The sequence below is a fragment of the Rhodococcus sp. HM1 genome (assembly GCF_023218075.1).
Taxonomy (GTDB): Bacteria; Actinomycetota; Actinomycetes; order Mycobacteriales; family Mycobacteriaceae; genus Rhodococcus.
On sequence record NZ_JALPTB010000065.1, the window covers coordinates 1 to 22820 of the forward strand.

Annotated in this window: 21 protein-coding genes and 1 pseudogene; 14 read left to right on the top strand and 8 right to left on the bottom strand. The window is 69.4% G+C overall.

Going from position 1 to position 22820, the window contains the following annotated elements; translation table 11 throughout:
- Positions 1-133: 133 nt before the first annotated feature.
- From M1M07_RS25850 to M1M07_RS25860, 3 genes are all read left to right on the top strand, one after another.
- Positions 134-349: a recombinase-like helix-turn-helix domain-containing protein gene (locus M1M07_RS25850; RefSeq protein ID WP_248676002.1), complete on the top strand. Its 216-nt coding sequence runs from the start codon at positions 134-136 to the stop codon at positions 347-349.
- Positions 350-351: 2 nt separating this feature from the next.
- The gene (locus tag M1M07_RS25855; RefSeq protein ID WP_197254252.1) at positions 352-1383 is read left to right on the top strand and encodes an aromatic ring-hydroxylating dioxygenase subunit alpha; all 1032 of its coding nucleotides are present in this window, start codon (positions 352-354) and stop codon (positions 1381-1383) included.
- Positions 1384-1527: 144 nt separating this feature from the next.
- A complete protein-coding gene (locus M1M07_RS25860; protein ID WP_248676003.1) occupies positions 1528-2439 on the top strand; it encodes a DUF1353 domain-containing protein in 912 nt (303 codons plus the stop codon).
- Positions 2440-2526: 87 nt separating this feature from the next.
- Here the strand turns inward: M1M07_RS25860 and M1M07_RS25865 are convergent, their stop codons facing one another.
- Positions 2527-3048, bottom strand: a complete 522-nt coding sequence (locus M1M07_RS25865; protein WP_248676004.1) for a MarR family transcriptional regulator — start codon at positions 3046-3048, stop codon at positions 2527-2529.
- 94 nt (positions 3049-3142) lie between these two features.
- Complete coding sequence (locus M1M07_RS25870; RefSeq protein ID WP_248676005.1) at positions 3143-3505, bottom strand: RidA family protein; 363 nt, start codon at positions 3503-3505, stop codon at positions 3143-3145.
- 375 nt (positions 3506-3880) lie between these two features.
- Here M1M07_RS25870 and M1M07_RS25875 point away from each other — a divergent pair.
- A pseudogene (locus tag M1M07_RS25875) lies at positions 3881-5708 on the top strand (zinc ribbon domain-containing protein).
- Here M1M07_RS25875 and M1M07_RS25880 read toward each other — a convergent pair.
- Positions 5679-6569, bottom strand: a complete 891-nt coding sequence (locus M1M07_RS25880) for a class I SAM-dependent methyltransferase (protein ID WP_248676006.1) — start codon at positions 6567-6569, stop codon at positions 5679-5681. The pseudogene M1M07_RS25875 and the gene M1M07_RS25880 sit on opposite strands and share 30 nt — an antisense overlap.
- A 157-nt stretch (positions 6570-6726) precedes the next feature.
- On the opposite strand from M1M07_RS25880, the gene M1M07_RS25885 reads away from it, so the two are divergent.
- The 3 genes from M1M07_RS25885 (at position 6727) to rpsA (ending at position 10647) form a co-directional block, all read left to right on the top strand.
- Positions 6727-8292 carry a hypothetical protein gene (locus M1M07_RS25885; protein WP_248676007.1) on the top strand — a complete coding sequence of 522 codons (1566 nt, stop codon included), beginning with the start codon at positions 6727-6729 and terminating at the stop codon, positions 8290-8292.
- Entirely contained in the window at positions 8289-8927 is a 639-nt protein-coding gene (locus M1M07_RS25890) for a DUF305 domain-containing protein (protein ID WP_248676008.1), read from the top strand. The genes M1M07_RS25885 and M1M07_RS25890 overlap by 4 nt, the downstream gene beginning before the upstream one ends.
- A 259-nt stretch (positions 8928-9186) precedes the next feature.
- A complete protein-coding gene (gene rpsA, locus M1M07_RS25895) occupies positions 9187-10647 on the top strand; it encodes a 30S ribosomal protein S1 (RefSeq protein ID WP_197253334.1) in 1461 nt (486 codons plus the stop codon).
- A gap of 164 nt (positions 10648-10811) precedes the next feature.
- Here rpsA and M1M07_RS25900 read toward each other — a convergent pair whose 3' ends face one another.
- Entirely contained in the window at positions 10812-11024 is a 213-nt protein-coding gene (locus tag M1M07_RS25900; protein ID WP_197253336.1) for a hypothetical protein, read from the bottom strand.
- Positions 11025-11298: 274 nt separating this feature from the next.
- Between M1M07_RS25900 and M1M07_RS25905 the strand changes: the two genes are divergently transcribed.
- Together M1M07_RS25905 and coaE are read left to right on the top strand one after the other, a co-directional pair.
- Complete coding sequence (locus tag M1M07_RS25905) at positions 11299-12444, top strand: LLM class flavin-dependent oxidoreductase (protein WP_248676009.1); 1146 nt, start codon at positions 11299-11301, stop codon at positions 12442-12444.
- A gap of 86 nt (positions 12445-12530) precedes the next feature.
- On the top strand, positions 12531-13748 hold the full coding sequence (gene coaE, locus M1M07_RS25910) for a dephospho-CoA kinase (protein ID WP_248676010.1): 1218 nt from the start codon (positions 12531-12533) through the stop codon (positions 13746-13748).
- 21 nt (positions 13749-13769) lie between these two features.
- Here coaE and M1M07_RS25915 read toward each other — a convergent pair whose 3' ends face one another.
- Complete coding sequence (locus tag M1M07_RS25915) at positions 13770-14282, bottom strand: DUF402 domain-containing protein (protein WP_197255594.1); 513 nt, start codon at positions 14280-14282, stop codon at positions 13770-13772.
- Positions 14283-14364: 82 nt separating this feature from the next.
- Here M1M07_RS25915 and uvrB point away from each other — a divergent pair, with 82 nt between their 5' ends.
- The 3 genes from uvrB to M1M07_RS25930 all read left to right on the top strand — a co-directional run bounded on the left by uvrB (position 14365) and on the right by M1M07_RS25930 (position 18018).
- Positions 14365-16518, top strand: coding sequence for an excinuclease ABC subunit UvrB (gene uvrB, locus M1M07_RS25920; protein ID WP_248676011.1), 2154 nt, complete (start codon positions 14365-14367; stop codon positions 16516-16518).
- Between the two features lie 11 nt (positions 16519-16529).
- Positions 16530-17402 (top strand): hypothetical protein, encoded by an 873-nt coding sequence (locus M1M07_RS25925; protein ID WP_248676012.1) that lies wholly within the window; start codon positions 16530-16532, stop codon positions 17400-17402.
- A 163-nt stretch (positions 17403-17565) separates the two neighbouring features.
- Positions 17566-18018 (top strand): universal stress protein, encoded by a 453-nt coding sequence (locus M1M07_RS25930; RefSeq protein WP_197255598.1) that lies wholly within the window; start codon positions 17566-17568, stop codon positions 18016-18018.
- Between the two features lie 58 nt (positions 18019-18076).
- On the opposite strand, the gene M1M07_RS25935 is transcribed toward M1M07_RS25930, so the two are convergent.
- The gene (locus M1M07_RS25935) at positions 18077-18355 is read right to left on the bottom strand and encodes a DUF732 domain-containing protein (protein ID WP_248676013.1); all 279 of its coding nucleotides are present in this window, start codon (positions 18353-18355) and stop codon (positions 18077-18079) included.
- Here M1M07_RS25935 and M1M07_RS25940 point away from each other — a divergent pair.
- Entirely contained in the window at positions 18345-18599 is a 255-nt protein-coding gene (locus M1M07_RS25940; protein ID WP_248676014.1) for a hypothetical protein, read from the top strand. The genes M1M07_RS25935 and M1M07_RS25940 overlap by 11 nt on opposite strands.
- Positions 18600-18639: 40 nt before the next feature.
- Here M1M07_RS25940 and M1M07_RS25945 read toward each other — a convergent pair whose 3' ends face one another.
- Together M1M07_RS25945 and M1M07_RS25950 are read right to left on the bottom strand one after the other, a co-directional pair.
- The gene (locus M1M07_RS25945) at positions 18640-20922 is read right to left on the bottom strand and encodes an ATP-binding domain-containing protein (RefSeq protein ID WP_248676026.1); all 2283 of its coding nucleotides are present in this window, start codon (positions 20920-20922) and stop codon (positions 18640-18642) included.
- 160 nt (positions 20923-21082) lie between these two features.
- Positions 21083-22081 (bottom strand): DoxX family protein, encoded by a 999-nt coding sequence (locus M1M07_RS25950; RefSeq protein WP_248676015.1) that lies wholly within the window; start codon positions 22079-22081, stop codon positions 21083-21085.
- 123 nt (positions 22082-22204) lie between these two features.
- On the opposite strand from M1M07_RS25950, the gene M1M07_RS25955 reads away from it, so the two are divergent.
- Complete coding sequence (locus tag M1M07_RS25955; protein ID WP_197255602.1) at positions 22205-22654, top strand: DUF5709 domain-containing protein; 450 nt, start codon at positions 22205-22207, stop codon at positions 22652-22654.
- Positions 22655-22820 lie beyond the last annotated feature (166 nt).

Here is a 22820-nt window from a genome sequence, read left to right on the forward strand (position 1 = left end):
GGTCGGGTGGCCAGTCCTTTCAAGCCCCACTCGAGAGTTGGGCAACCAATCATCAGCCTCGCCCGGCCCGCCCGGGTTACAGCACAACGTAACTCTCACGAAGTAACTGCACCTACGAACTTAAGGATCCACCATGGATCGCTACCTGAAGATTCATCAGGCCCGCACGGCCGACCCCACCCCCTACGAAGTCAAGCTCGCCAAGGCGATCGAAGAGGTCTTCGGATCGGGAGTCCACCACCTCGAGGGACTCGTCAAGGGACTCAACGACTCCGGCATCCACGGACCCGACGGGGCCGAGTGGACCCCCGAGTCGTTCACCGCCGAGATGCACCGGATCGGAGCCTGACCATGGTGAATCGACTGCGCCGCACCCCGAAGACCGCCGACGAGATCTTCGCGACCGGCATGCGCGACCAGTGGCACGCGGTGTGCCCGTCGGACTTCGTCGAACGCGGCGGCATCCGCAAGATGCGCCGCCTCGGCGAGGACTGGGTGCTCTACCGCGCATCCGACGGCACCGTGCGCATGCTCGAGGACCGCTGCCCACACCGCGGTGCCCCGCTCTCGCAGGGCGTGCACCTGGGCGATCGCCTCGCGTGCCGCTACCACGGCGTCGAGGTCGACGGTACCGGCACCGTCGCGAAGGTCCCCGGCATGCCCGGCTGCAACCTCGAAGGCAAGAAACTCGTCTCGTCGCTGCCCGTCCGCGAGGTCGGCGGGGCGATCCTCGCCTGGTTCGGCACCGATCCCGACGCCGAACCGGGTCCGCTCGAACTTCCGGACCCGCTTGTGGACGAAGATGTTTCGGCATTCCTGTGCTACGCGGAGTGGGAGGCGCCGTGGCGCTTCGCGCTCGAGAACCTGCTCGATCCCATGCACGGCGCGTTCCTGCACCACGAATCACACTCGATGTTCGGGGGTGAAACCTCGGCCCGCTTCCGGATCCGGGAGACCGACCGCGGCTTCTTCTTCGAGAAGACCGACCAGCGCGGCGTGAACTTCGACTGGGTCGAGTACTGCCGCACCGGCGCCGACTGGGTCGACCTCGAGATCCCGTACCCGCCGACCGCGGGTCCCGGCGGACCGTTCGGCATCGTCGGCATGGGCACCCCGATCGACGCCGACACCACCGCGGTCTTCTTCTGGCGCTATCGCCGGGTCCAGGGCTGGGAACGCGACGTGTGGCGCTTCCTCTACCGCACCGTGCTCGAGGAACGGCACTGGGAGGTGCTCGAGCAGGATCGGGTCATGCTCGAGGGGATGGCTCCCGACGCCGATGCGGCCGAGAACCTCTACCAGCACGACCTCGGTGTCATGCGGTTGCGCCGGCTGTACCGGGCGCGCGCGGAGGAGCTGGCCGCAGCCACGGCCGAATCCTGATCCGGAGGACGGCACGCCCGAGGTGGAGGATTCTTCACCCCCGGGTGGCTGTCCGACATCTCGATCGCTCCCCACACTCGGTGGTGTCAGGGCCGCTCACTGCGGTGGCGGCACCAGGGGAATCGAGATCCGGAGCAGGAACGAATGCCTTTCATCGAGTTGCGGGACGGCCGCTGGGTGCGCAAGACGGAGGTCGGCCTCCGGCAATTGGCGCCCGACGGTGCGGGTTCGTTGCCGAATCTGCTGATGCGGCAGTTCAAGACGACGACCAGATTCCAGGTACTGGACACATTTCGCTACACCCCGGCCGTGGACGAGGACGATTGGCAGGACGCCCCGGCCGTCGAGAACGGCGAACAGCTCGAGGTGCGGGCGCAGTCGACGTCGGATCTGGCATCGATCCCACCGTGCCTGTGGGGACTCATCGCGAGCTACGGCGGTCACACCATGCCGGCCCTGCTACACGACACCCAATGCGCCGCCGCGAGGGACGTAGGCAAGACCGACGCCATGCGCGCCCGGGCCATGAGACGACGAGCCGATGCGCGGTTCCGCAGCACTCTCCGCCACGAGTCGGACGCGGGCGTCGTCACGCAGTGGATCATGTGGTCGACCGTTCGGGTGTTCGCGTCCCCACCCTATGCGCTGCTCGTCCTGCTGTTCGCGCTGGTGTTGTGGGGGCGGGTCGCGACAGCCGCCGTCCCCGCACTCCCGGGTGCCGGCGTCGCGGCGGCGGCGTTTCTTCCTTGTCTCGCAGCGGTTTTCATCGGAGCCGGCCTTGTCAGTCGAGAGGCGGCGCCGCCCGGTGCGCCCGGCACACCGGGGAAGAATTATCGCGAGGCCGTGCGGGAGAATCTGACGGCGGCGATGATCGTGACTCTGATCCTGCCCACCATTCTTCCCATGCTGCTGTCGACGCTGCTGACGCGAATCCTGCTGATGCTCGCCGACGTCATCGGATTCGTTGTCGACGCGATCTGTGCGACGCTCGGCCGCCCGCCGGTGTCGGGTGGGCCCGAGTATCCGGTCATCGAGTCGCCGGCACGAGCCGAATGAGAAACCGACGAGCGCGCCTGCACCGTCTCCGGTGCGGGCGCGTTCTGTTGTGTCCCAGGTGTTTTCCGTCTCGCTGCGGGGCGGCCGTCATTCCCCGTCGTGCCGGATGATGGAGTGCTCGAGTTTGCGGAGGAGTCCGGCGAGAGCGGCCTGGTCGGCGCCGGACAGACCCGCGAGCATGCGCGCCTCGTTCTCGAAGTGGGCGACGGCGATCTCGTCGATCAGCTTCTTGCCCTCGTCGGTGAGCTGCGCGTGCACGATCCGGCGATCCTCCTCGTCGCGCTCGCGCCGGACGAGACCGGCCTGGACGAGGCGATCGATGCGGAGGGTGATCCCACCGGTGGTCACCAGCGAACTCTCGGCGAGCTGACCCGAGGTCATCCGGTACGGTTCGCCCGCGCGGCGCAGGGCGGCGAGCACGTCGAAGGAGGCCATGTTGATGCCGTACTCGTCGAAGACGCGTCCGATGGCGCTCTGGTACCGCAGATACGTGCGGTGCAGGCGCCCGAGCACCTCGAGGGGGGTCACGTCGAGGTCGGGCCACTGGCGAGCCCACTGACTCACGATGTCGTCGACGGCATCGTGTTCCGGAACGGTGTCGCGCCCCACGTGGCCTCCTCGTGTTCGCCGTCGTCACGCTCGGTTGTTGAGCGCAAAGGCAATGATCACGATACGGCCTGCGTGGGGCGCGGGGAATGCGGGATCAGGCGCGATGGGTGGCGACCGCCTCGATCTCGACGGTGGCGCCGTAGGGGAGTGCGCTGACCTCGACGAAGGTGCGTGCCGGCCGGGGTTCGGGGAACAGGCGCTCGAACTGCCGGTTCGCTTCCTCCCGCAGCGACAGGTCGGTGACGAAGTAGGTGAGCTTGACGACGTCGGAAAGCGTGCCGCCGACGACGGCGAGCCGGTCGGTCATCCGGTCGATGGCGGCGTCGAGCGCCTCGGTGCGGCCTCCGACGGCCGCACCCTCCGCGTCGATCGACAGGGCACCCGAGACGAAGACGAGGTCGCCGGCGACATATGCGGGGCTGTAGGGGTGCTGGGGGCTGACAGCGGTGAGGGACATGGAATCTCCGGGGTCGGAAGACGGGGTCGAATATATCTTAGCGCTCAACTAATGGGATGGAAAGGGGTCGCCGCCTGTCGACGGTGCGCCGGACGGCGCCTTGCTCACACAGGCTCACAACAGTCGACGAGAAATCCGATACTCGGTAATACTCTCCGATTCTTCCTGTTGTCCTGCTGCGTGTCTCGGAAAGAGCGGGATCGGCACGCATCGCAAGGGTCGGTCACCGCGCCGGCACACACCCCGACCCGGTCGGGACGCGGACCGAACCGAATCTGTCGGTGCCCGACGCTACGGTCGGAGCCGCGGTCGAGCAGGACGAGATGTTTCCGGGCAGGAACCGATCGACGACGACACGGGGCGGGGGGTGAACGGATGAGCAACACCGCACCGATGGGCCGGCGCCCGTTCGCGTTCGCCACCCGCCCGTACGCGGCGGTCGACGACAGCACCGGCGAGCAGATCGGACTCGACGACCTCGATATTCGCATCGCATGGCTGCTCGACCTGATCACCGGAGCCGAAACCGAACTGCTCACCCGACTGTGGCAGCCGACCACCTTCGACACCCTGGCCGCCGGCCGTGACCGCGACGGCCGGGCACTGCCCAGGCACGGGCACGTCGCGGCGGCGCGGCTGGGCTGGACCCCCACCTACCCCGACGGGGTGTACGTGCCGTCGCGGGTGACGCGGGTGGTCACCGCCCAGGCCACCGCGACCCTGCGGACCCTGGCGTATCGGGATGCGGCGATCGCGTCGCTGTCGGCCCGGTTCGATCCCGTCACCGGACGCATCGCCGCACCGGAGTGTGCTGCGGAGTATGTGCCGGCGGGGTTCGCGCGGGGTGTGCGCCGTCAACTGCTCGCGCGGACCCGCCGGAGTAGTGAAACGGACTCGGGGGCCGTGCAGTCCCCACGGGTGCGGATCACCGACCTGCAAACCCCACCGCGGGTCGGTGCGATGGCCCGGCTCTCGGCCGCCGACACCCAACTCGCCCGGCTCACCGTCACCGGCGACATCATGGTGCTGACGGTGAAGCTGCCCACCACCGCCGCCCCGACCGGGCGGGCGGGCGCAGTGGCGCCCGGTGCGGATGACCGCCGCGCTCCCCCCGCACCTGACCGGCCGGGCGATCACGCAGTGGCATCTGCCGACCCTGACCTTCGCCGGGCGGGGTGTGCTGCTGCGGTGCGCCGCCACCGAAGCCGTCCCCGCCGGTGACCTCGCGGCGGGCACGGTCGCGGTGGGGGTGGATTGGTCACCGGCCACCCTCGGCGCGGCGGCGATTGTCGCGGAACGCCCGGATGGGTTGGTGTCGGATTTTCGGGGCTACAGCTACGACGATCGCGGACTCGGCATCACACTGGCCCGCCTCCAGAAGGAAGGCCAATTCCTGCACCGCAAGGCCGCCCGGCTGCGCCGGCTCGCCGAGACCGCACCGCCCCGGGTGCGGGCGGAGCTGGAGGCGAAAATCGCGGTCCTCGACGGGCATCGCCTCGCGATCGGTGCCAAACGCGGGAAGATCAACCGAGAGCTCGCGTTTCATTTCGCCCGCCAGATCGCCGACTACGCCGCTGCGGCGGAGGCGACGGTGATCGCGGTGGAGGACCTGACCACCCTGGAGGCTCGCGGGCGCGGCCGGCGAAACAACAATCGGGCGGCGCAGTCCGCCCGCCGTCGGGCCGCCGATGCCCTGACGCACACCGCGGCCCGGGTGGGTGTGGTGGTGGTGTCGGTGCCCGCGCGGGGATCGTCGGCACGGTGTCCGGGCTGCAACGAACCACTGACCCGCCCCGGTGGCTATCACACGGCATGGTGCGAGGCGTGCAAGGTGGGTGGGAATCGTGATCATGTGGCGGCGGTGAACCTCGCCACACGGGCATTGTCGGGACGCAGCAGAGCGGTCCGCACCCGCAGTGGGAGCGTCGAGATCCGGACCGCGGTGCACGCCCCGGTCCGGAAATGCCGGGACAAGACCGGTCCCACCCCGCGCAGGCCTCGGCATCGCCGGGTCCGCCGCAGTGTTCCTGCCGCGACACCCCCGAAGGGGGTGACAGAGTCGAGGAGTTGTCCTGCACCCGAAGCGTCGGTGTGGGACACGGTCGAGCCCGCAACATCGCACGATGGTGTGGTGGGTAACCGTGAGAAACGTGGATCTTCACCGCCTGCCACGTCAGTGGCAGGAAGTATCAGATTTACGTAGACGCTTACGGCTGCAGAAGATCGCAGTACCCGGGAAGATCTCCCCGCGCAGCGGGCTCCACTGGCCCCACTCGCGATCCAGATGCTCGGGCCACTCCGGTTCGACGATGTCGTACACCTCGAAACCCGCCGCCACGAGCTCCCGGAGCCGATCCCCGACGGTCCGGTGATGTTCGACGTAGGTCGGCACCCCGTCGTCGTCGACCTCCACGTACGGCGTGCGGTCGAAGTACGGGAACATCGCCACCAGTCCGCGCTCGCCCGGATCGTCCGGGAAGATCCACCGCATCGGATGATTCACCGCGAACACCCACCGTCCGCCCGGCCGCAGCACCCGCGCGACCTCGCGCATCACCCGCGCCGAATCCGCCACGAACGGCACCGCGCCGAACGCCGAGCACACGACGTCGAAACTCCCGTCCGCGAAGGGCAGCTCCTCGGCGCCGGCCTGCACGAGCGGCACCCGCGGCCCGCCGCGTTCCATCGCCGTCACGCCACGCGCCAGCATCCCGATCGAGATGTCCAGGCCGACCGCCCGGGCGCCCTGCCCGGCCAGCCACCGCGCACACGGCGCCGAACCGCATCCGACCTCGAGGACGTCCTTGCCGGCGACCTCCCCGAGCAGGTGCACATCACCCTCGTGCAGCCCCTCAGGGCACCACACGAACTCGCCCTCGCTGGAGTCCACGCCGAGGAACTCGCCGTGGGTGCGGTGATAGTCCTCGGCGTCGGCATCCCACCACATCCGGCTCGCACGTTCGCTCTCGCGCGACCCCACCCGCGCGCGGCCCGCCTTCGACGTGCCGAGGAGGGCATTCGCGGTCGCGTGGCGGTCGTCGGACGGGGAAACAGCGTCGGGCATGACCACAAGGGTAGGGGTGCGGGGATGCGCGCCCGACTCCAGCGCCACGCCCGCCGCTACGCCGGTGTGACGGGAGGGGCGATTGACACCTCAATGTGACAGCAAGCACACTCGTGTCTCGATCCGGTACCCGATCCCGGACGGGGGGGATTCGATCGTGGCTCGAGGAAGTACCGTCCGTCGCCGTCTGTCCTGCGCGCTGGCGCTGGCACTCGCACTGCCGGCCGGAGTCGCCGCGGCCGGCCCGCCCGCGCCGGACACGTCGGGGATCGTCCAGGAGGTCGGCGCGGTGGCAGCGACCGCGGCCACCCGCGCCGACTGCGGTCCGGACTCCCGGCCGGAAACCGGCCTCCAGGGCGACGTGCCCGCCGCCGACCGCGACAACGGACGCAGCACGCAGGGTTATGCCTGCAACATCACCCGGATCGGTGGATTCCCCGGCGCGGGCGCCGGCATCGTGTCCGCGAGCTATGACCACTGCGCCTACCTGGGCAGCATCTTTCCCACCAGCCTCGCCGGTCCGGCGACCGGTGTGCAGGTTCTCGACGTGTCGGACCCGGCGAACCCGGTGCCCACCACCACCCTCACCGAACCGGCGATGCTCGCCGGCACCTGGGAGAGCCTCAAAGTCCATCCCGGCCGGAAGCTGCTGGTGGGCACCGGTGTTCCGCTGAACTTCGGGGGCGGGCTGATGTCGGTGTACGACATCTCCGACTGCGCGCATCCACGTTTGCTCAATCCGGGACCGGGCACCGACCTGCAGATGCCGCTGCCGATCACCGCGCACGAGGGCGGCTTCTCACCGGACGGACGGACCTACTGGTCCTCCGGCACCGAGGGGGTGCTCAGCGCCGTGGATCTGACCGACCCGACGACCCCGCGGGTGATCTGGCAGGGCTGGATCGGGCTGTCCGGCCACGGATTCGGCATCAGCCCCGACGACAACCGCCTGTACCTGTCGAACAACTTCGGTGGCCTCACCGTCCTCGACACCGCCGCCGTGCAGCGCCGGGACCCGAATCCGCAGGTGGTTCAACTGGCCAAGATGGCGTGGACGGACGGCTGGGCCACCCAGCACAGCATCCCGGTCACCTACGACGGCCACCCCTACCTGTTCACCGTCGACGAGGCCGGATCCGGCGGGGTCAAGCTCATCGACGTCGCCGACGACGCGAACCCGCGGATCGTGCACTCGATCAAGCTCGAGATCAACCTGCCGGAGCACATCGACAGCCAGGTCGCATCCGGGATGGGCGGCTCGGCGTTCGCGTACGAATCGCACTACTGCGCGGCCGACCGTCCCGCGAACCCGACCGCGCTGGCGTGCGGCTGGATCTCGTCCGGCATCCGCGTGTTCGACGTCCGCGACCCGTTCGACGTGCACGAGATCGCGTACTACAACCCGCCGGCGATGACCGGCCGCAACCTCGACCGCCCGAACTCGTCGCACGCGTGGGCGTCGCTGATCGGAGTCCCGGTGCTCAGCGCCCCCGCGGTGCTGCAGGCCGTGATCGGCGGGCAGTTCGACCTTTCCCAGGCGCAGTCGAGCCGCAGCGGCATGGTCGTCGGCGGCGACCTGTCCGCCGACTGGTGCCTGTCGCCACCGGAATGGCGCGGCAACGACCTGTGGGTCGGCTGCTCGGACAACGGGTTCCTGACGCTGCGTCTGAGCGAGGACGTCTACACCCCGCCCGCGAACCAGCAGTCCACGATCGGGTCGTGAACGCAGCAACCGCGCTGCGCGGACTCGCGGCGGTGTCGATGGCGGTGTTCCTGCTGGTGATCGGGGCGGCGCTGCGGCCGCTGGTGATCCCCGAAGCGCCCGCGCCGGCGGCCCCGGTGCTCGGACCCGTCGAGATCGGCTTCGTCCAGGACATGGCCGCCCACCACCAGCAGGGGCTGCAGATGACCGCGCGGCTGTCCCCGGACGTCGACCCGGCGGTGGCGACGCTGGCACGCAGGATCGAGCTGACCCAGCGCTACGAGCTCGGCATGCTGCTCGGCTGGCTGGAACTCGCCCAGGCCCCGCCCACCAACCCGCATCCGATGCAGTGGCACGACGGCGACCACGCCCACGCAACCGCGGCCGGGCCGGCCGAGAGACCGATGCCGGGGATGGCGACGCTCGACGAACTCGACGCCCTGTCCGCGGCGCGCGGCCGGGACGCCGAGGTGCTGTTCCTGCAGTTGATGCAGCGTCACCACGCCGGGGCCGTGGCCATGGCCCGGGCCGCCGACGGCCGGCTCACCGGCGGCGCGGTCGCGCTGTTCGCGCGCGGCGCGATGCAGGAACAGAGCAAGGAGGCGGGGTTGATGACGCTCATGCTCGAGCAGCGGGCGGCCGCCCCACTGGGCTGACCGCAGCTGGAAAGCGACTCCCGGCGCGGCGGCACGCGGTGCCGCGGCCCGATCCTGACCACGTTACCGGCGGCCGGGTTTGCCGGTGTAGCGCCCGTGCGCGTAGCCTTGACCACGCGAGTGTCCGCTGTTCGATCTTCACGGCTCGATCGGCGGGTATTCGTGGCGGAATCTCGTGTCGTTCACCACGGTGTGCGATCCGTCTGTCCGACCGAACATTGACCAACCGACTATCAACCCGTCCGGAGCAACTCAACACATGGCCTCCACCACCGTCACCTCGCCGCAGGTAGCCGTCAACGACATCGGCTCTGCCGAGGATTTCCTCGCCGCCATCGACGCCACGATCAAGTACTTCAACGATGGCGACATCGTCGAAGGCACCATCGTCAAGGTCGACCGCGACGAGGTGCTGCTCGACATCGGCTACAAGACCGAAGGCGTTATCCCGTCCCGCGAGCTCTCCATCAAGCACGATGTCGACCCCAACGAGGTCGTTTCGGTGGGCGATGAGGTCGAGGCCCTGGTCCTCACCAAGGAGGACAAGGAAGGCCGCCTGATCCTGTCCAAGAAGCGTGCGCAGTACGAGCGCGCCTGGGGCACGATCGAGGAGCTCAAGGAGAAGGACGAGGCCGTCAAGGGCACCGTCATCGAGGTCGTCAAGGGCGGCCTGATCCTCGACATCGGCCTGCGCGGCTTCCTGCCCGCCTCGCTCGTCGAGATGCGTCGCGTCCGCGACCTCCAGCCGTACGTCGGCAAGGAGATCGAGGCCAAGATCATCGAGCTCGACAAGAACCGCAACAACGTCGTTCTGTCGCGCCGCGCATGGCTCGAGCAGACCCAGTCCGAGGTCCGCAGCGAGTTCCTGCACCAGCTCCAGAAGGGCCAGGTCCGCAAGGGCTTCGTGTCCTCCATCGTCAACTTCGGCGCGTTCGTCGATCTCGGAGGTGTCGACGGCCTCGTGCACGTCTCCGAGCTGTCCTGGAAGCACATCGACCACCCGTCCGAGGTCGTCGAGGTCGGCAACGAGGTCACCGTCGAGGTTCTCGACGTCGACCTGGACCGCGAGCGCGTCTCCCTGTCGCTCAAGGCCACCCAGGAAGACCCGTGGCGTCAGTTCGCCCGCACCCACGCGATCGGCCAGATCGTTCCGGGCAAGGTCACCAAGCTCGTTCCGTTCGGCGCGTTCGTCCGCGTCGAGGAGGGCATCGAGGGTCTGGTCCACATCTCCGAGCTGGCCGAGCGCCACGTGGAGGTCCCGGACCAGGTCGTGTCCGTCGGCGACGACGCGATGGTCAAGGTCATCGACATCGACCTGGAGCGTCGCCGCATCTCGCTGTCGCTGAAGCAGGCCAACGAGGACTACACCGCCGAGTTCGATCCGTCGAAGTACGGCATGGCCGACAGCTACGACGAGCAGGGCAACTACATCTTCCCCGAGGGCTTCGATCCCGAGACCAACGAATGGCTCGAGGGCTTCGAGAAGCAGCGTGAGGAGTGGGAGTCCCGCTACGCGGAGGCCGAGCGTCGTCACAAGATGCACACCGCGCAGATCGAGAAGATGGCTGCCGACGAGGCCGCCGAGGCCGAGGCCGGCGTCTCCGGCACCAACTACTCGTCCGAGTCCGGCGCCGAGAGCGCGTCGGAGCCGGCCGGTGGTTCGCTGGCGAGCGACGCGCAGCTCGCTGCGCTTCGCGAGAAGCTGTCGGGCAACGCCTGACATCCGGTTCGTCGAACGGCCCCGCACCGATTTCGGTGCGGGGCCGTCCGCGTTCCCGGGGTGTGTGTTCCGGCGATTGCCCGGGCGCAGCCGGAAAACGCCGCGGCCCGCAGCTTCTCGTACGAGGGCTGCGGGCCGCGGCGTCGTGTGTGCGGAGGCCGACTTCAGTTGACGGCGGGGGTGGCCCACTGGGTGGGCAGCGCCGCGGCGCGTTTGCGCATCGCGGCCTGACTGTGCCGGGCGTTCGTCAGCAGCATGGTGAACCAGTTGCGACGGTGCGCGGCGAGAGCAGCGGCCACCTCGGGGATGAGGATGCAGTGCACGCCGTTCTCCATGCCGAGGCGATGCCGACCGGGCAGCGGTTGAGACGATTGCATAGCCTGCCTTCTCGGGGGTCGGGGATCCGTGGTCGGACGGTTCGCAACGACGATAACCGACGCATCGACCGGAGCCCGGCATTCCGCCGCAGGTCGGAGGGCGTGTTTCGCTCAGGCACCGAGTTGCGACCTCGCTGTGATCGCGTTGTGATCGCAGTGTGATTCGCCGGTAGGGCGACCCGGGGACGGCGTGCTCGGCCGCGCCGGGGAATACCTGCGAGGCGCCACCCCGTTCAAGTAGTTGACTGTTCAAATACATGACGGAGGTACGGCAGTGCAGTTCGGCATCTTCACCATCGGCGACGTGACCCGCGATCCCATCACGGGCCGCACGCCGACCGAACACGAACGCATCACCGCGATGACGAAGATCGCCCTCGCTGCCGAGGAGGTCGGACTCGACGTCTTCGCGACCGGCGAGCACCACAACCCGCCGTTCGTGCCGTCCTCACCGACCACGATGCTCGGCTGGATCGCCGCGAAGACCACGAGGCTGAAACTGTCCACCGCGACGACCCTCATCACCACGAACGACCCGGTCAAGATCGCCGAGGACTTCGCGATGCTGCAGCACCTGGCCGACGGCCGCGTCGACCTGATGCTGGGCCGCGGCAACACCGGCCCGGTCTATCCCTGGTTCGGCAAGGACATCCGGCAGGGCATTCCGCTCGCGATCGAGAACTACCATCTGCTGCGCCGGCTCTGGCGCGAACGCATCGTCGACTGGGAAGGACAGTTCCGCACCCCGCTGCGCGGGTACACCTCCACCCCGGCCCCGCTCGACGACACCCCGCCGTTCGTGTGGCACGGCTCGATCCGCTCCCCGGAAATCGCCGAGCAGGCCGCGTTCTACGGCGACGGCTTCTTCCACAACAACATCTTCTGGAACCGGGAACACATCCAGCAGATGATCACCCTGTACCGCACCCGATTCGAGCAGTACGGCCACGGCGCGTCCGATCAGGCCATCGTCGGCCTCGGCGGCCAGGTGTTCATGGACACCACCGAGAAGGAGGCCTTCCGCCGATTCCGGCCGTACTTCGACAACGCGCCCGTCTACGGGCACGGACCGTCGCTCGAGGACTTCTCCGCGACGACCCCGCTGACCGTCGGCACCCCGGAACAGGTCATCGAACGCACCCTCGGTTTCGCCGACTACGCGGGCGACTACCAGCGCCAGTTGTTCCTGATGGACCACGCGGGCCTGCCGCTCGACGTCGTCCTCGAACAGATCGAGATCCTCGGCCGGGAGGTCGTGCCGGTGCTACGCACCGAATTCGAGCGCCGACGGCCCGCGCACGTGCCCTCCGATCCGCCCACGCACCGCTCGCTGGTGGCGCAGGGCCCGGACTCGCCGCATCGCAGCGTGGCCCCGGCCCGGCTCGACCCGACGGTCTCCGGCGAGGCGGGTGGCCGATGAACCGGGACCCAGCGTCTCGGCGGTGACGCCGTAACTTTCGCCCGGTCGAATTTCCGGGACCACCACGATGATGCGAGACTGTCGGCGTGCTGAGATTGGGCTTGACCGGTGGAATCGGTGCCGGCAAATCGACCGTGTCGAAGGAACTCGTCGCGCTGGGGGCGGTGCTCGTCGACGCCGACGCCATCGCCCGGGAGATCGTCGCACCCGGAACCGACGGGCTCGCCGAACTCGTCGACGCCTTCGGTGACGACATCCTCCTGCCCGACGGATCGCTCGACCGTCCGGCCCTGGCGGCCAAGGCCTTCGCCAGCGACGAGGCGCGCGCGGTCCTCAACGCCATCACCCACCCGCGGGTGGGGCAGCGCACCGCCGAACTCGTCGCCGCGGCTCCCGCGGACGGAATTGTGGTGCAAGACATTCCGCTTCTGGTCGAGGGCGACATGGCGGCGATGTTCAACCTCGTCGTCATCGTGCACACCGACGAGGACGAGCGGATCCGCCGGCTCGTCGAACTGCGCGGCATGCCGGAGGCGGACGCCCGGGCCCGCATCGCGGCGCAGGCCAGTGACGACGAGCGCCGTGCCGTTGCGGACGTGTGGCTCGACAACAACGGCGACCCGGCCACGCTGATCAAGGCCGTCCGGGCGCTGTGGACCGAACGGCTGGTCCCGTTCGAGCGGAATCTGCGCACCCGCACCCCGGTGCGGGTCGGCCCGGAGCTGACCGCGTCCCGCGAGGACTGGCCGCAGCAGGCCCAGCGCCTGATCGCGCGGTTGGCCCTCGTCGCCTCGGGTACCGCCGTACGCATCGACCACATCGGTTCGACCGCGGTCCCCGGCCTCGACGCGGTCGACGTGCTCGACCTGCAGATCACCGTGCCCGATCTCGCCGCCGCGGACCGCCTGGCCGAACCGCTCGCCGCGGCCGGGTTCCCGCGCATCGCCCAGGTCGAACAGGAAGACCCGAAGCCGGCCTACGGTGCCGGCGGCGAGACCGATCCTGCGGTGTGGGCGATGCGCCTGCACGGCGGCGCCGACCCCGGCCGGCCCGTGCACGTCCACGTGCGGGTCGACGGGTGGCCCGGCCAGCAGTTCGCGCTGCTCCTGCGGGACTGGCTGCGCGCCGATCCGGAGGTCGCCGCCGAGTATGCGGACGTCAAGCGTGCCGCCGCGCAGGCCGCTGCCGGGCAGTCCGATCCGGTCGCGGCGGAAGCGGCGTACGACGAGGCGAAGGCACCCTGGTTCGATCGCGCCTACCACCGGGCGTGGGAGTGGGCCGAGGCCACCGGCTGGACCGCGTAGGACCCGGGGCGGCAGTCGGGGTCACCGCCAGGTGAGCGGCATCCCGCGCGAGGCGAGCCAGGCGTCGAGGTCGTAGCCGTGCGCGGCGATGCCGTCCACCGCGGCGAGCGCGATGTGCACGGCGCGCTCGGCGTCCTCGGGCTCGAGCAGGCCCGCCGCGACCCCGGCGAACAACTCGTCGACGTCCTCGACGGTGGTGCCCCGGCCCGTCCGCACCACCAGGTCCAGATAGTGATCGCGGGAATGCCACACCGATCCCTCGGCCCAGAAATCGCCCACGTCGATGTACCGGTCCTGGTCGCGTTCGGACCCGGGGCGGAAGTGGAAGATCGACACGCGCAGCCCCGGCTCGGGCAGCAGCCACGATTCGAGATAGCCGAACTCCGGATGATCCGCCGGCCGTGCCATGTACAGGCCCCACGGTTCGACCCGATACTCGTCGACCGGACGCACGAAACCCTTCGGGTCGGTGTTGGTGCGGGCGTCGACATCGAACGTCTCGGTCTTCACGTGGTGCAGCTTCGCGGCGGACATGGGGAGAACGCTACCGCCCGTGCTCCGGATGTCCGGGTATCGAAACCCGACGGTGTCGGTGGCACCGCCTACCCTGGTCTGCATGGCGTTCGCAAGTGAGCATCCGGTCGTCGCGCACTCCGAGTTCCGGCCCGTCGGCGAGATCGAACGGACCGCGGCCCGGTTCGAGGTGGTCAGCGACCACCAGCCGGCAGGCGACCAGCCGGCCGCCATCGACGAACTCGAGCGGCGGCTGAAGGCGGGGGAGAAGGACGTGGTCCTGCTCGGCGCCACCGGCACCGGCAAGTCGGCGAGCACCGCGTGGCTGATCGAACGGGTCCAGCGGCCCACCCTGGTGATGGCGCCGAACAAGACCCTCGCCGCGCAGCTCGCCAACGAACTGCGGGAAATGTTGCCGCACAACGCCGTCGAGTACTTCGTGTCGTACTACGACTACTACCAGCCCGAGGCGTACATCGCGCAGACCGACACCTACATCGAGAAGGACTCGTCGATCAACGACGACGTGGAACGACTGCGGCACTCCGCGACCTCGGCGCTGCTGTCCCGCCGGGACGTCGTGGTGGTCGCGTCGGTGTCCTGCATCTACGGCCTCGGTACCCCGCAGTCCTATCTGGACCGCTCGATCCAGCTCGAGGTCGGGGTCGAGGTGCCGCGCGACGCGCTCCTGCGACTGCTCGTCGACGTGCAGTACGACCGCAACGACCTCGCCTTCACCCGCGGCTCGTTCCGGGTCAAGGGCGACACCGTCGACATCATCCCCGCCTACGAGGAACTCGCCGTGCGCATCGAGTTCTTCGGCGACGAGATCGACGCGCTCTACTACCTGCACCCGCTCACCGGGGACGTCATCCGCAAGGTCGACTCCCTGCGGATCTTCCCGGCCACCCACTACGTGGCCGGTCCCGAACGGATGGAACGCGCGGTCCGCGACATCGAAGCCGAACTCGAGGAGCGCCTCGCCGATCTCGAGAACCGCGGCAAACTGCTCGAGGCGCAGCGGCTGCGGATGCGCACCCAGTACGACATCGAGATGATCCGGCAGGTCGGCTTCTGCTCGGGCATCGAGAACTACTCGCGGCACATCGACGGCCGCGCCGCCGGTTCCGCGCCCGCGACCCTCCTCGACTACTTCCCCGAGGACTTCCTGCTCGTCATCGACGAATCGCACGTCACCGTGCCGCAGATCGGGGCGATGTACGAGGGCGACATGTCGCGCAAACGCAACCTCGTCGAATTCGGGTTCCGGTTGCCGTCCGCCGTCGACAACCGGCCCCTGACCTGGGAAGAGTTCACCCAGCGCGTCGGCCAGACCGTCTATCTGTCCGCGACCCCGGGACCCTACGAGCTGGGGCAGGCCGGCGGCGAGTTCGTCGAGCAGGTCATCCGGCCCACGGGTCTGGTCGACCCGAAGGTGGTCGTCAAACCGACCAAGGGGCAGATCGACGACCTGGTCCACGAGATCCGGGAACGCGCCGACCGCGACGAACGTGTCCTCGTCACCACGCTGACGAAGAAGATGGCCGAGGACCTCACCGACTACCTGCTCGAGCTCGGCATCCGGGTCCGGTACCTGCACTCGGACATCGACACCCTGCGCCGCGTCGAACTGCTGCGCCAGCTGCGCCTCGGCGAGTACGACGTGCTCATCGGCATCAACCTGCTGCGCGAGGGTCTCGACCTGCCCGAGGTGTCGCTGGTGGCGATCCTCGACGCCGACAAGGAAGGCTTCCTGCGCAGCACCACCAGCCTCATTCAGACGATCGGCCGTGCCGCCCGCAACGTCTCCGGCGAGGTTCACATGTACGCCGACAAGGTCACCGATTCGATGGCGCGGGCCATCGAGGAGACCGAACGGCGCCGCGAGAAGCAGATCGCCTACAACGCCGAACACGGCATCGATCCGCAGCCGCTGCGCAAGAAGATCGCCGACATCCTCGACCAGGTGTACGAGGAGGCCGACGACTCCGTCGAGGTCGCGGGATCCGGACGCAACGCCTCCCGGGGCCGGCGCGCCCAGGGCGAAGCCGGCCGCGCGGTCAGTTCCGGCGTGTACGAGGGCGAGAATGTGAAGGCCATGCCGCGCGCCGAACTCGCGGACCTGGTGCAGCAGCTCACCGACCAGATGATGCAGGCCGCCCGCGACCTGCAGTTCGAACTCGCCGCCCGGCTGCGCGACGAGATCGCGGATCTGAAGAAGGAACTCCGCGGGATGGACGCGGCCGGGCTCCAGTAGCGTTACCGCTCATGGATTCCCACGCCGCCGGCCGCGCCGCCCGCTCCCTCGAACTGCTGCACTCGTTCGTCTACTTCGCACCCGAGGTCGACGAGGCGCTCGGCGCCGTCGGACTCGCGTCCGGACGCGTCCGCTACTTCGCGTCCCGGTCCGCGGCGCTCGGCGCGGTCGGCGCCGGGGTCGTCACCGCCGTCTTCTACAACTTCAGTCCCCGGCTGGTGGCGTCCGTGATCCCGGCGGCCTGGCAGGACGCCGCCCCTCGGGACGTCGCGGCCGCCCGGGTCGCCGGTGTCGATGCCGCGCTGCGCCGACTGCTCGGCGCCGACGTGATCGCGTCGGCGGAGATGGCGGAGGCCGCGGAACTCGCCGCAACCGCGGCCCGGGCGATCCCCGGACCGGACGGTCGGCCGCTGTACGCCGCGCACGCGGACCTGCCGTGGCCCGACGCCCCGCACCTGGTGCTGTGGCACGCCCTCACCCTGCTGCGCGAGTACCGCGGCGACGGCCACGTGGCGGCCCTGCAGACCGCGGGGCTCAACGGCCTCGAGGCGCTGATCACCCACACCGCCAGCGGGATCGGGTTCAGTGAGGAGTACGCGCGTCGCCGCCGCGGCTGGACCGAGGACGAATGGGCGGGTACCGCATCCGAACTGCGCGCACGGGGACTTCTCGACCGGCGCGGTGAGCTGACCGGGGACGGCTTCGAGGTTCGCGAGCTCGTCGAAGACCTGACCGACGACCTCGCGGCGGCACCGTGGGCGGCGCTCGGCGAATCGGATGTCGAGCGGCTCCTCGACCTGGCGCTGCCGTGGCGCGACACGATCACCGACTCGGGGCTCTTCCCCGCCACGCTGTTCGGTCCACGTTACGGTGACGCGCGGTAACATCAACCGCTGTGAGTGGTTCCCGGCGCAGACCGCGGCAGGTGTGGCATCTGCCCCAAACACACCATCCGTACCGATCGGCCGGTTACTGTCGACGCAGTCGGGGGACTCTTATCAAGATCACCTCGACCGGAACCGATTACCCGTATCGATGGAGGATTGAATGAGCGCCTACCGGACCATTGTCGTCGGAACCGACGGATCCGAGTCGTCGTACCGGGCCGTGGAGAAGGCAGCCGCTCTCGCCGGGGACTCCGAAGCCCGCCTCGTCATCGCGTGCGCCTACTACCCGGCCGATCCCAAGGACACCGCCCACGCCGCCGACGTGCTCGGCGCCGACGCGTACCAGGTCACCGGATCCGCGCCGAGCAACGAGATCCTGCGCACCGCACGCGAGAAGGCCATCGTCGCCGGCGCCAAGAACGTCGTCGAACGCGCCGTCGTGGGAGCGCCCGTCGAGTCGCTGCTCGCCCTCGTCGAGGAACTCGAAGCCGACCTGATCGTCATCGGCAACCGCGGCCTGAACACCATCACCGGCCGTCTCCTCGGCTCGGTTCCCTCGGATGTCGCCCGCAAGTCGACTTCCGACGTCCTGATCGTCCACACCGTCCGCTGACCTGCGCTCCCGCCCGCTCCGGATCGTCCGGGGCGGGCGGTGGCACGCGTGCGGGTGGTCAGCAGTAGCTACCCACCGTGGTCTCCACGAACCGCCGTGCCGCGTCGTCGCCGGACAACGCCGTTCCGGACACCGAAGCCGCATACGTCGCGATCGGCCGGACCGTGTCGAGGATCCGCTCCTCGGGGAGACCCGCCGCCACCTGATCGCACAACCCCCGCGCGACCGCCAGCACCGTCCCGTCCGTGAGCCCGGACGCCAGACCCGCCTCGCCCAGCGCCTCCTTCAGGCGCTCACCCCGCTCGTCGAGCAACGGCGGTGCGGTCGTGACCGACACGGACGACGAGGCTGCCACCGGTATCGACGATTCCGCGGCGCTGTCCGACGCGGTCGCCGACGAACACGCCACCGCACTCGCGGAGGCGGCGGCCATCAGCAGCATCGGGGCCAGCAGCAGCACCCGGACACGGCGGGACGCGCCGCGCCGCGGCCCGTACCACCTCGCGTTGCCAACCACCGCGCCTCCTTACGCATCCCCCGCCGGTCCGCTCGCAACCTACCGTGCCGGGGTCGCGAAATGATCTCGAAACCTCGGCAGCGGATCCTGTGCGGGCGCGGCGATCAGCATTCGGCAGGTTCGTGCAGTCCGTCCAGCACCTCCGGCAGCGCCGACGTGTGCAGCACGCCCAGTCGCTGCGTCGCACGGGTCAGCGCGACGTAGAGGTCGTTGAGGCCGCGCGGCGACTCGTCGAGGATGTCGCACGGTTCGACGAGCAGCACCTCGTCGAACTCGAGGCCCTTGACGTCCCGGACCGTCGCCACCCGGACCGACGGCCCCTCGAGATGCGCCCACTCGGTCGCCAGCCGATGCGGCACGATCACCGCGGTCAGGCCCGGGCCGTCCTGCGCGGCGAGCGTCTGCTGCACCGCCTCCGCGAGATCGTCGGCGTCGACGTGCCGTGCCCACGGCGCGAAACCCGACTCGCGCACCGACCGCGGGGGCACCTGCTCGGGGTCGATTGCAGCGAGAACCGAGTGCGCCACCTGCATGATCTCCGCCGGGGTGCGGTAGTTGACGGTCAGCTCCGCCTTCCGCCACCGGTTCGCCACATACGGTTCGAGGATCCGCCGCCACGACGAACTGCCCGCCGGATCGCCGGTCTGTGCGGTGTCGCCGACCACGGTCATCCACCGATTCGGGATACGCCGCATCAGCATTCGCCAGGCCATCGCCGACAGCTCCTGCGCCTCGTCGACGATCACGTGACCGTAGGTCCAGGTGCGGTCCCCGGCGGCGCGCTCGGCGGTGGTCTCGTGCCGGCGCAGATCCTGCCGCTCGGCGAGCTGGGTGGCGTCGATCAGGTCGTAGGCCATCAGCAGCTCGGGGTCGAGGTCGTCCTCGAGATCCTGCGGTGCCGATCCGGTGAGAATGTCCAGTGCGCCCTGGGCGTCGGCGATCTGCCGCCGCCACCGCCGCGCGGCCCGTTCCCGGTCCGCGGCATCGTCGACGCCGAGCAACTCGGCCAGTTCGTCGAGCAGCGGCGCGTCTGCGGCACTGAACCGGCCACCCGAACGCGGCCGGTGCAGCAGCTCGATCTGCTCCTCGGTCAACGCCGGCGCCGCCGACGCGAGCCGCTCCCGGGACGCGAGCAGATCCGTGAGGACCTGCTGCGGGGTGAGCTGCGGCCACAGCGCGTCGATCGCCGCGAGGATGTCCGGATCGGCACGCATCTCCGAGCGGATGTCGGCGATGTCGTCGCGGCTGAGCAGATTCCCGCCGTCGACCAGATTCGTGCCGATCAGCTCCGCGAGCTGGTCGGCGAGCGCCTCGATCACCGCCGAGACGAAGATCGGACGGGCAAGGTTGTGCGGACGCCGCGACGACCGGGCCCGGCCCCGCGCGCGGGTGACGGTCTTGCGGTCGAGCGTGATGCGGTACGAGTCGAACATCAGTGGCACCGGTTTCGTCGGTACCTCCTGCCGGTCCCGCACCGCCTTCTTGAGCACGTCGACCATGTCGAGCGAACCCTTGACCTGCCCGGTGGCCAGGTCGTCCTCGAGCTCGGCACGCACACCCGGATACAGGTCGCCGATCGTGGACAGCAGCACGCCGGTTTCACCGAGCGACGGCAGCACCTGGCCGATGTAGTCGAGGAACGTCGAGTTCGGGCCGATGATGAGCACGCCCGCCTTCGCGAGCTGCTTGCGGTACGTGTACAGCAGGTACGCCGCACGGTGCAGGGCGACCGCGGTCTTGCCGGTCCCGGGACCGCCCTGCACGACGAGGACGCTCTTGTGTTCGGAGCGGATGATGGCGTCCTGCTCGGACTGAATCGTGGCGACGATGTCGTGCATCTGACCGGTACGGGCCGCGTTCAACGCCGCGAGGAGCGCCGATTCGCCCGCGACACCGCCCGCCGGAGTCGTCGTGCCGTGCGCTTGCGCAACCTCGAGATCGAGGTACTCGTCGTTCAGCGCCGTCACGGTGCGCCCGCGGCTGCGGATGTGACGGCGGCGGATCACACCTTCCGGTGCCGCCGGGGTCGCGAGATAGAACGGCCGCGCCAGCGGTGCCCGCCAGTCCAGCAGCAGCGGCTCGAAGTCGTTGGCCTCGTCGAGGATTCCGAGACGGCCGATGTACCGGACCTCGGTGTCGTCGATCCCGTCGGAGTTGCCCCCGTCGACGTCACCCGGATGGGACCCGTCGGTGCCGTTGCGCACGTCGATGCGGCCGAAGCACAGCCCGTGCTCGGCGGCGTCGTACTTGGCGAGGTCCTCGGTGTACATCTGCGTGAACGACTCGCGTTCGCTGCGCGCCTGGGGCGTGCCGCCGGTCTCGAGCAGCACCCGACCGAGCCGGGTCTGTGCGTATTCGCGCAGCGAATCGAGATGCCCGTACAGCATCGACAGGTATGCCTGCTCACGCTCGTGATCAGGGTGCGACAGGCCGTCGGACGGCAAAGGGTCTCCTCGGGTCGTGATGTGTCGGCGCGTCGTGCGGGCGTCGACAGAATTGCCCGAGAAGTCTAGTGCCGTCCGCGGCGCTGTGCAGAATCAGCCGGGGTCAGCCGGCCAGGTGGTGCCGTCGTTCGCGCGCCTCCTCGGCCAGCGCGCGGGCTTCCCGGGCCCGAAGCGCGGCCTGCTCCTCGGCGATGTGTGCCCATTCCGTTCCGTGTTCGCGCGCCGTCTCCCACCACCGGAGGCCGCGGCCGCGCGCCGTCTCCGCAAGTTCGGGCCCGCGCTCGCGGGCGAGTTCGGCGAGTTCGGCGCTGCGCTCGCGGGCGAGTTCGGCGAGTTCGGTGCCGCGTTCCCGGGCGAGTTCGGCGAGTTCGGGCCCACGCTCGCGGGCGACCTCGAGCAGTTCCGCGCCGCGCTCCCGGGCGACCTCCGCGAGACCGGAACCGCGTTCCCGCGCGGATTCCGCGATGACCGGGGCGCGGTCCTTCGCGACTTCGAGGAGATGACTTCCCTGGCCACGGGCGGTTTCCGCGAGCTCGGCGGCATCGCCCGTCAACGCACGGACACGTTCGCCGACCGCGTGCAGACCGTCCCCGAGCGCGTCCTTGTTCTCGGCGTGGTGGCTCGGCAACACCGCGACGACCTTCTCCTGCGCGTGCCGGGCGGCTCGCCGGCCCCGCCACCCCAACGACGGCTTGCCCTCGGTGTCGGCGGCGGCGATGAGCAGGCCACCGAGCAGGCTGACGTTCTTGATGAACTGCGTGCGTTGCATCGCTCGCTTGGCCGGATCCTCGACGTTCCAGAAGTCGTGTCCCGCGACCGTGGTGGGTACCAGCGTGCCGGCCAGAACCAGCGACGCGATCCGGGGCGCCTTACCGACGGCGAGCAGCGCGCCGGCCCCGACCTGCACGGCACCGTTGACTCGCACGAGCACTTCCGGATTGTCGGGAATGCGCTCGGTGACCGAGTTCGGCAGCATCGCCAGGGCCTGTTCGAGGCCGGGTTGTGCCGCGTCGGCCTTCCCCGACGGACTGCGGAGGGCGTCGACACCCCCGGCGATGAAGATCGATGCGAGCATCGGTCGGGCGATTCGGCGAAGGATCATGCTTCCTCCCGTGGTGGGTTGCCTTTCAATCCTGACGTGTACCCCGGGATCGTGGAGCGTATCCCTGGCTATTCGGTACCGATCCGTATGCACGAAGGGGGTCGTAGGGGCATCGTTGGACTCATGAACATCGACGACGCACGCGACGACGGGTACGGCGGTGAGTACAGCGTCGACGAGGACAATCAGCTTCAACCCGAGGACACGCTCGACGACCGCGGTGTCGCCGACATGCTCGACGAGGGCTATTCACCGCCCGAGCGGCCGCTGGCGATGAACGCGACGGGGACGACCGGTGACGAGGTGCGCTACGGCGGCAGCCTCGCGCACCGGATCTCGGCCGAAGAACCGGACCCCGCGTTCGACACCTCCGAACCGGACGTCGACGCGGTCATACCGGGGCAGCGCTACATGGGTGAGGTCGGTGACCGACGCGCCGGCCGACTCGTGGCCCACGACGACGGACTCGGCAGCGACGAAGAATCCGAGCTGTGGGCCGGGGACGCCGGAATCGACGGGGGAGCGGCGTCGGCCGAGGAAGCCGCGGTTCACGTCATCGAAGAAGAGGAGTGATTTCGTAACCAACCGGATTCCCACCGGTGGGTTGCGGGACCCTGCACGCGGAAGTCGTTCCGAAACGGTCGGTAAGACGTCACCATCAAGCACGAGGTGTTCAGCTTCCGCCCGTCGTGGACGACGGACATCAGCGTCGAGTACCAGGGTGGACGGTGGCAATTGA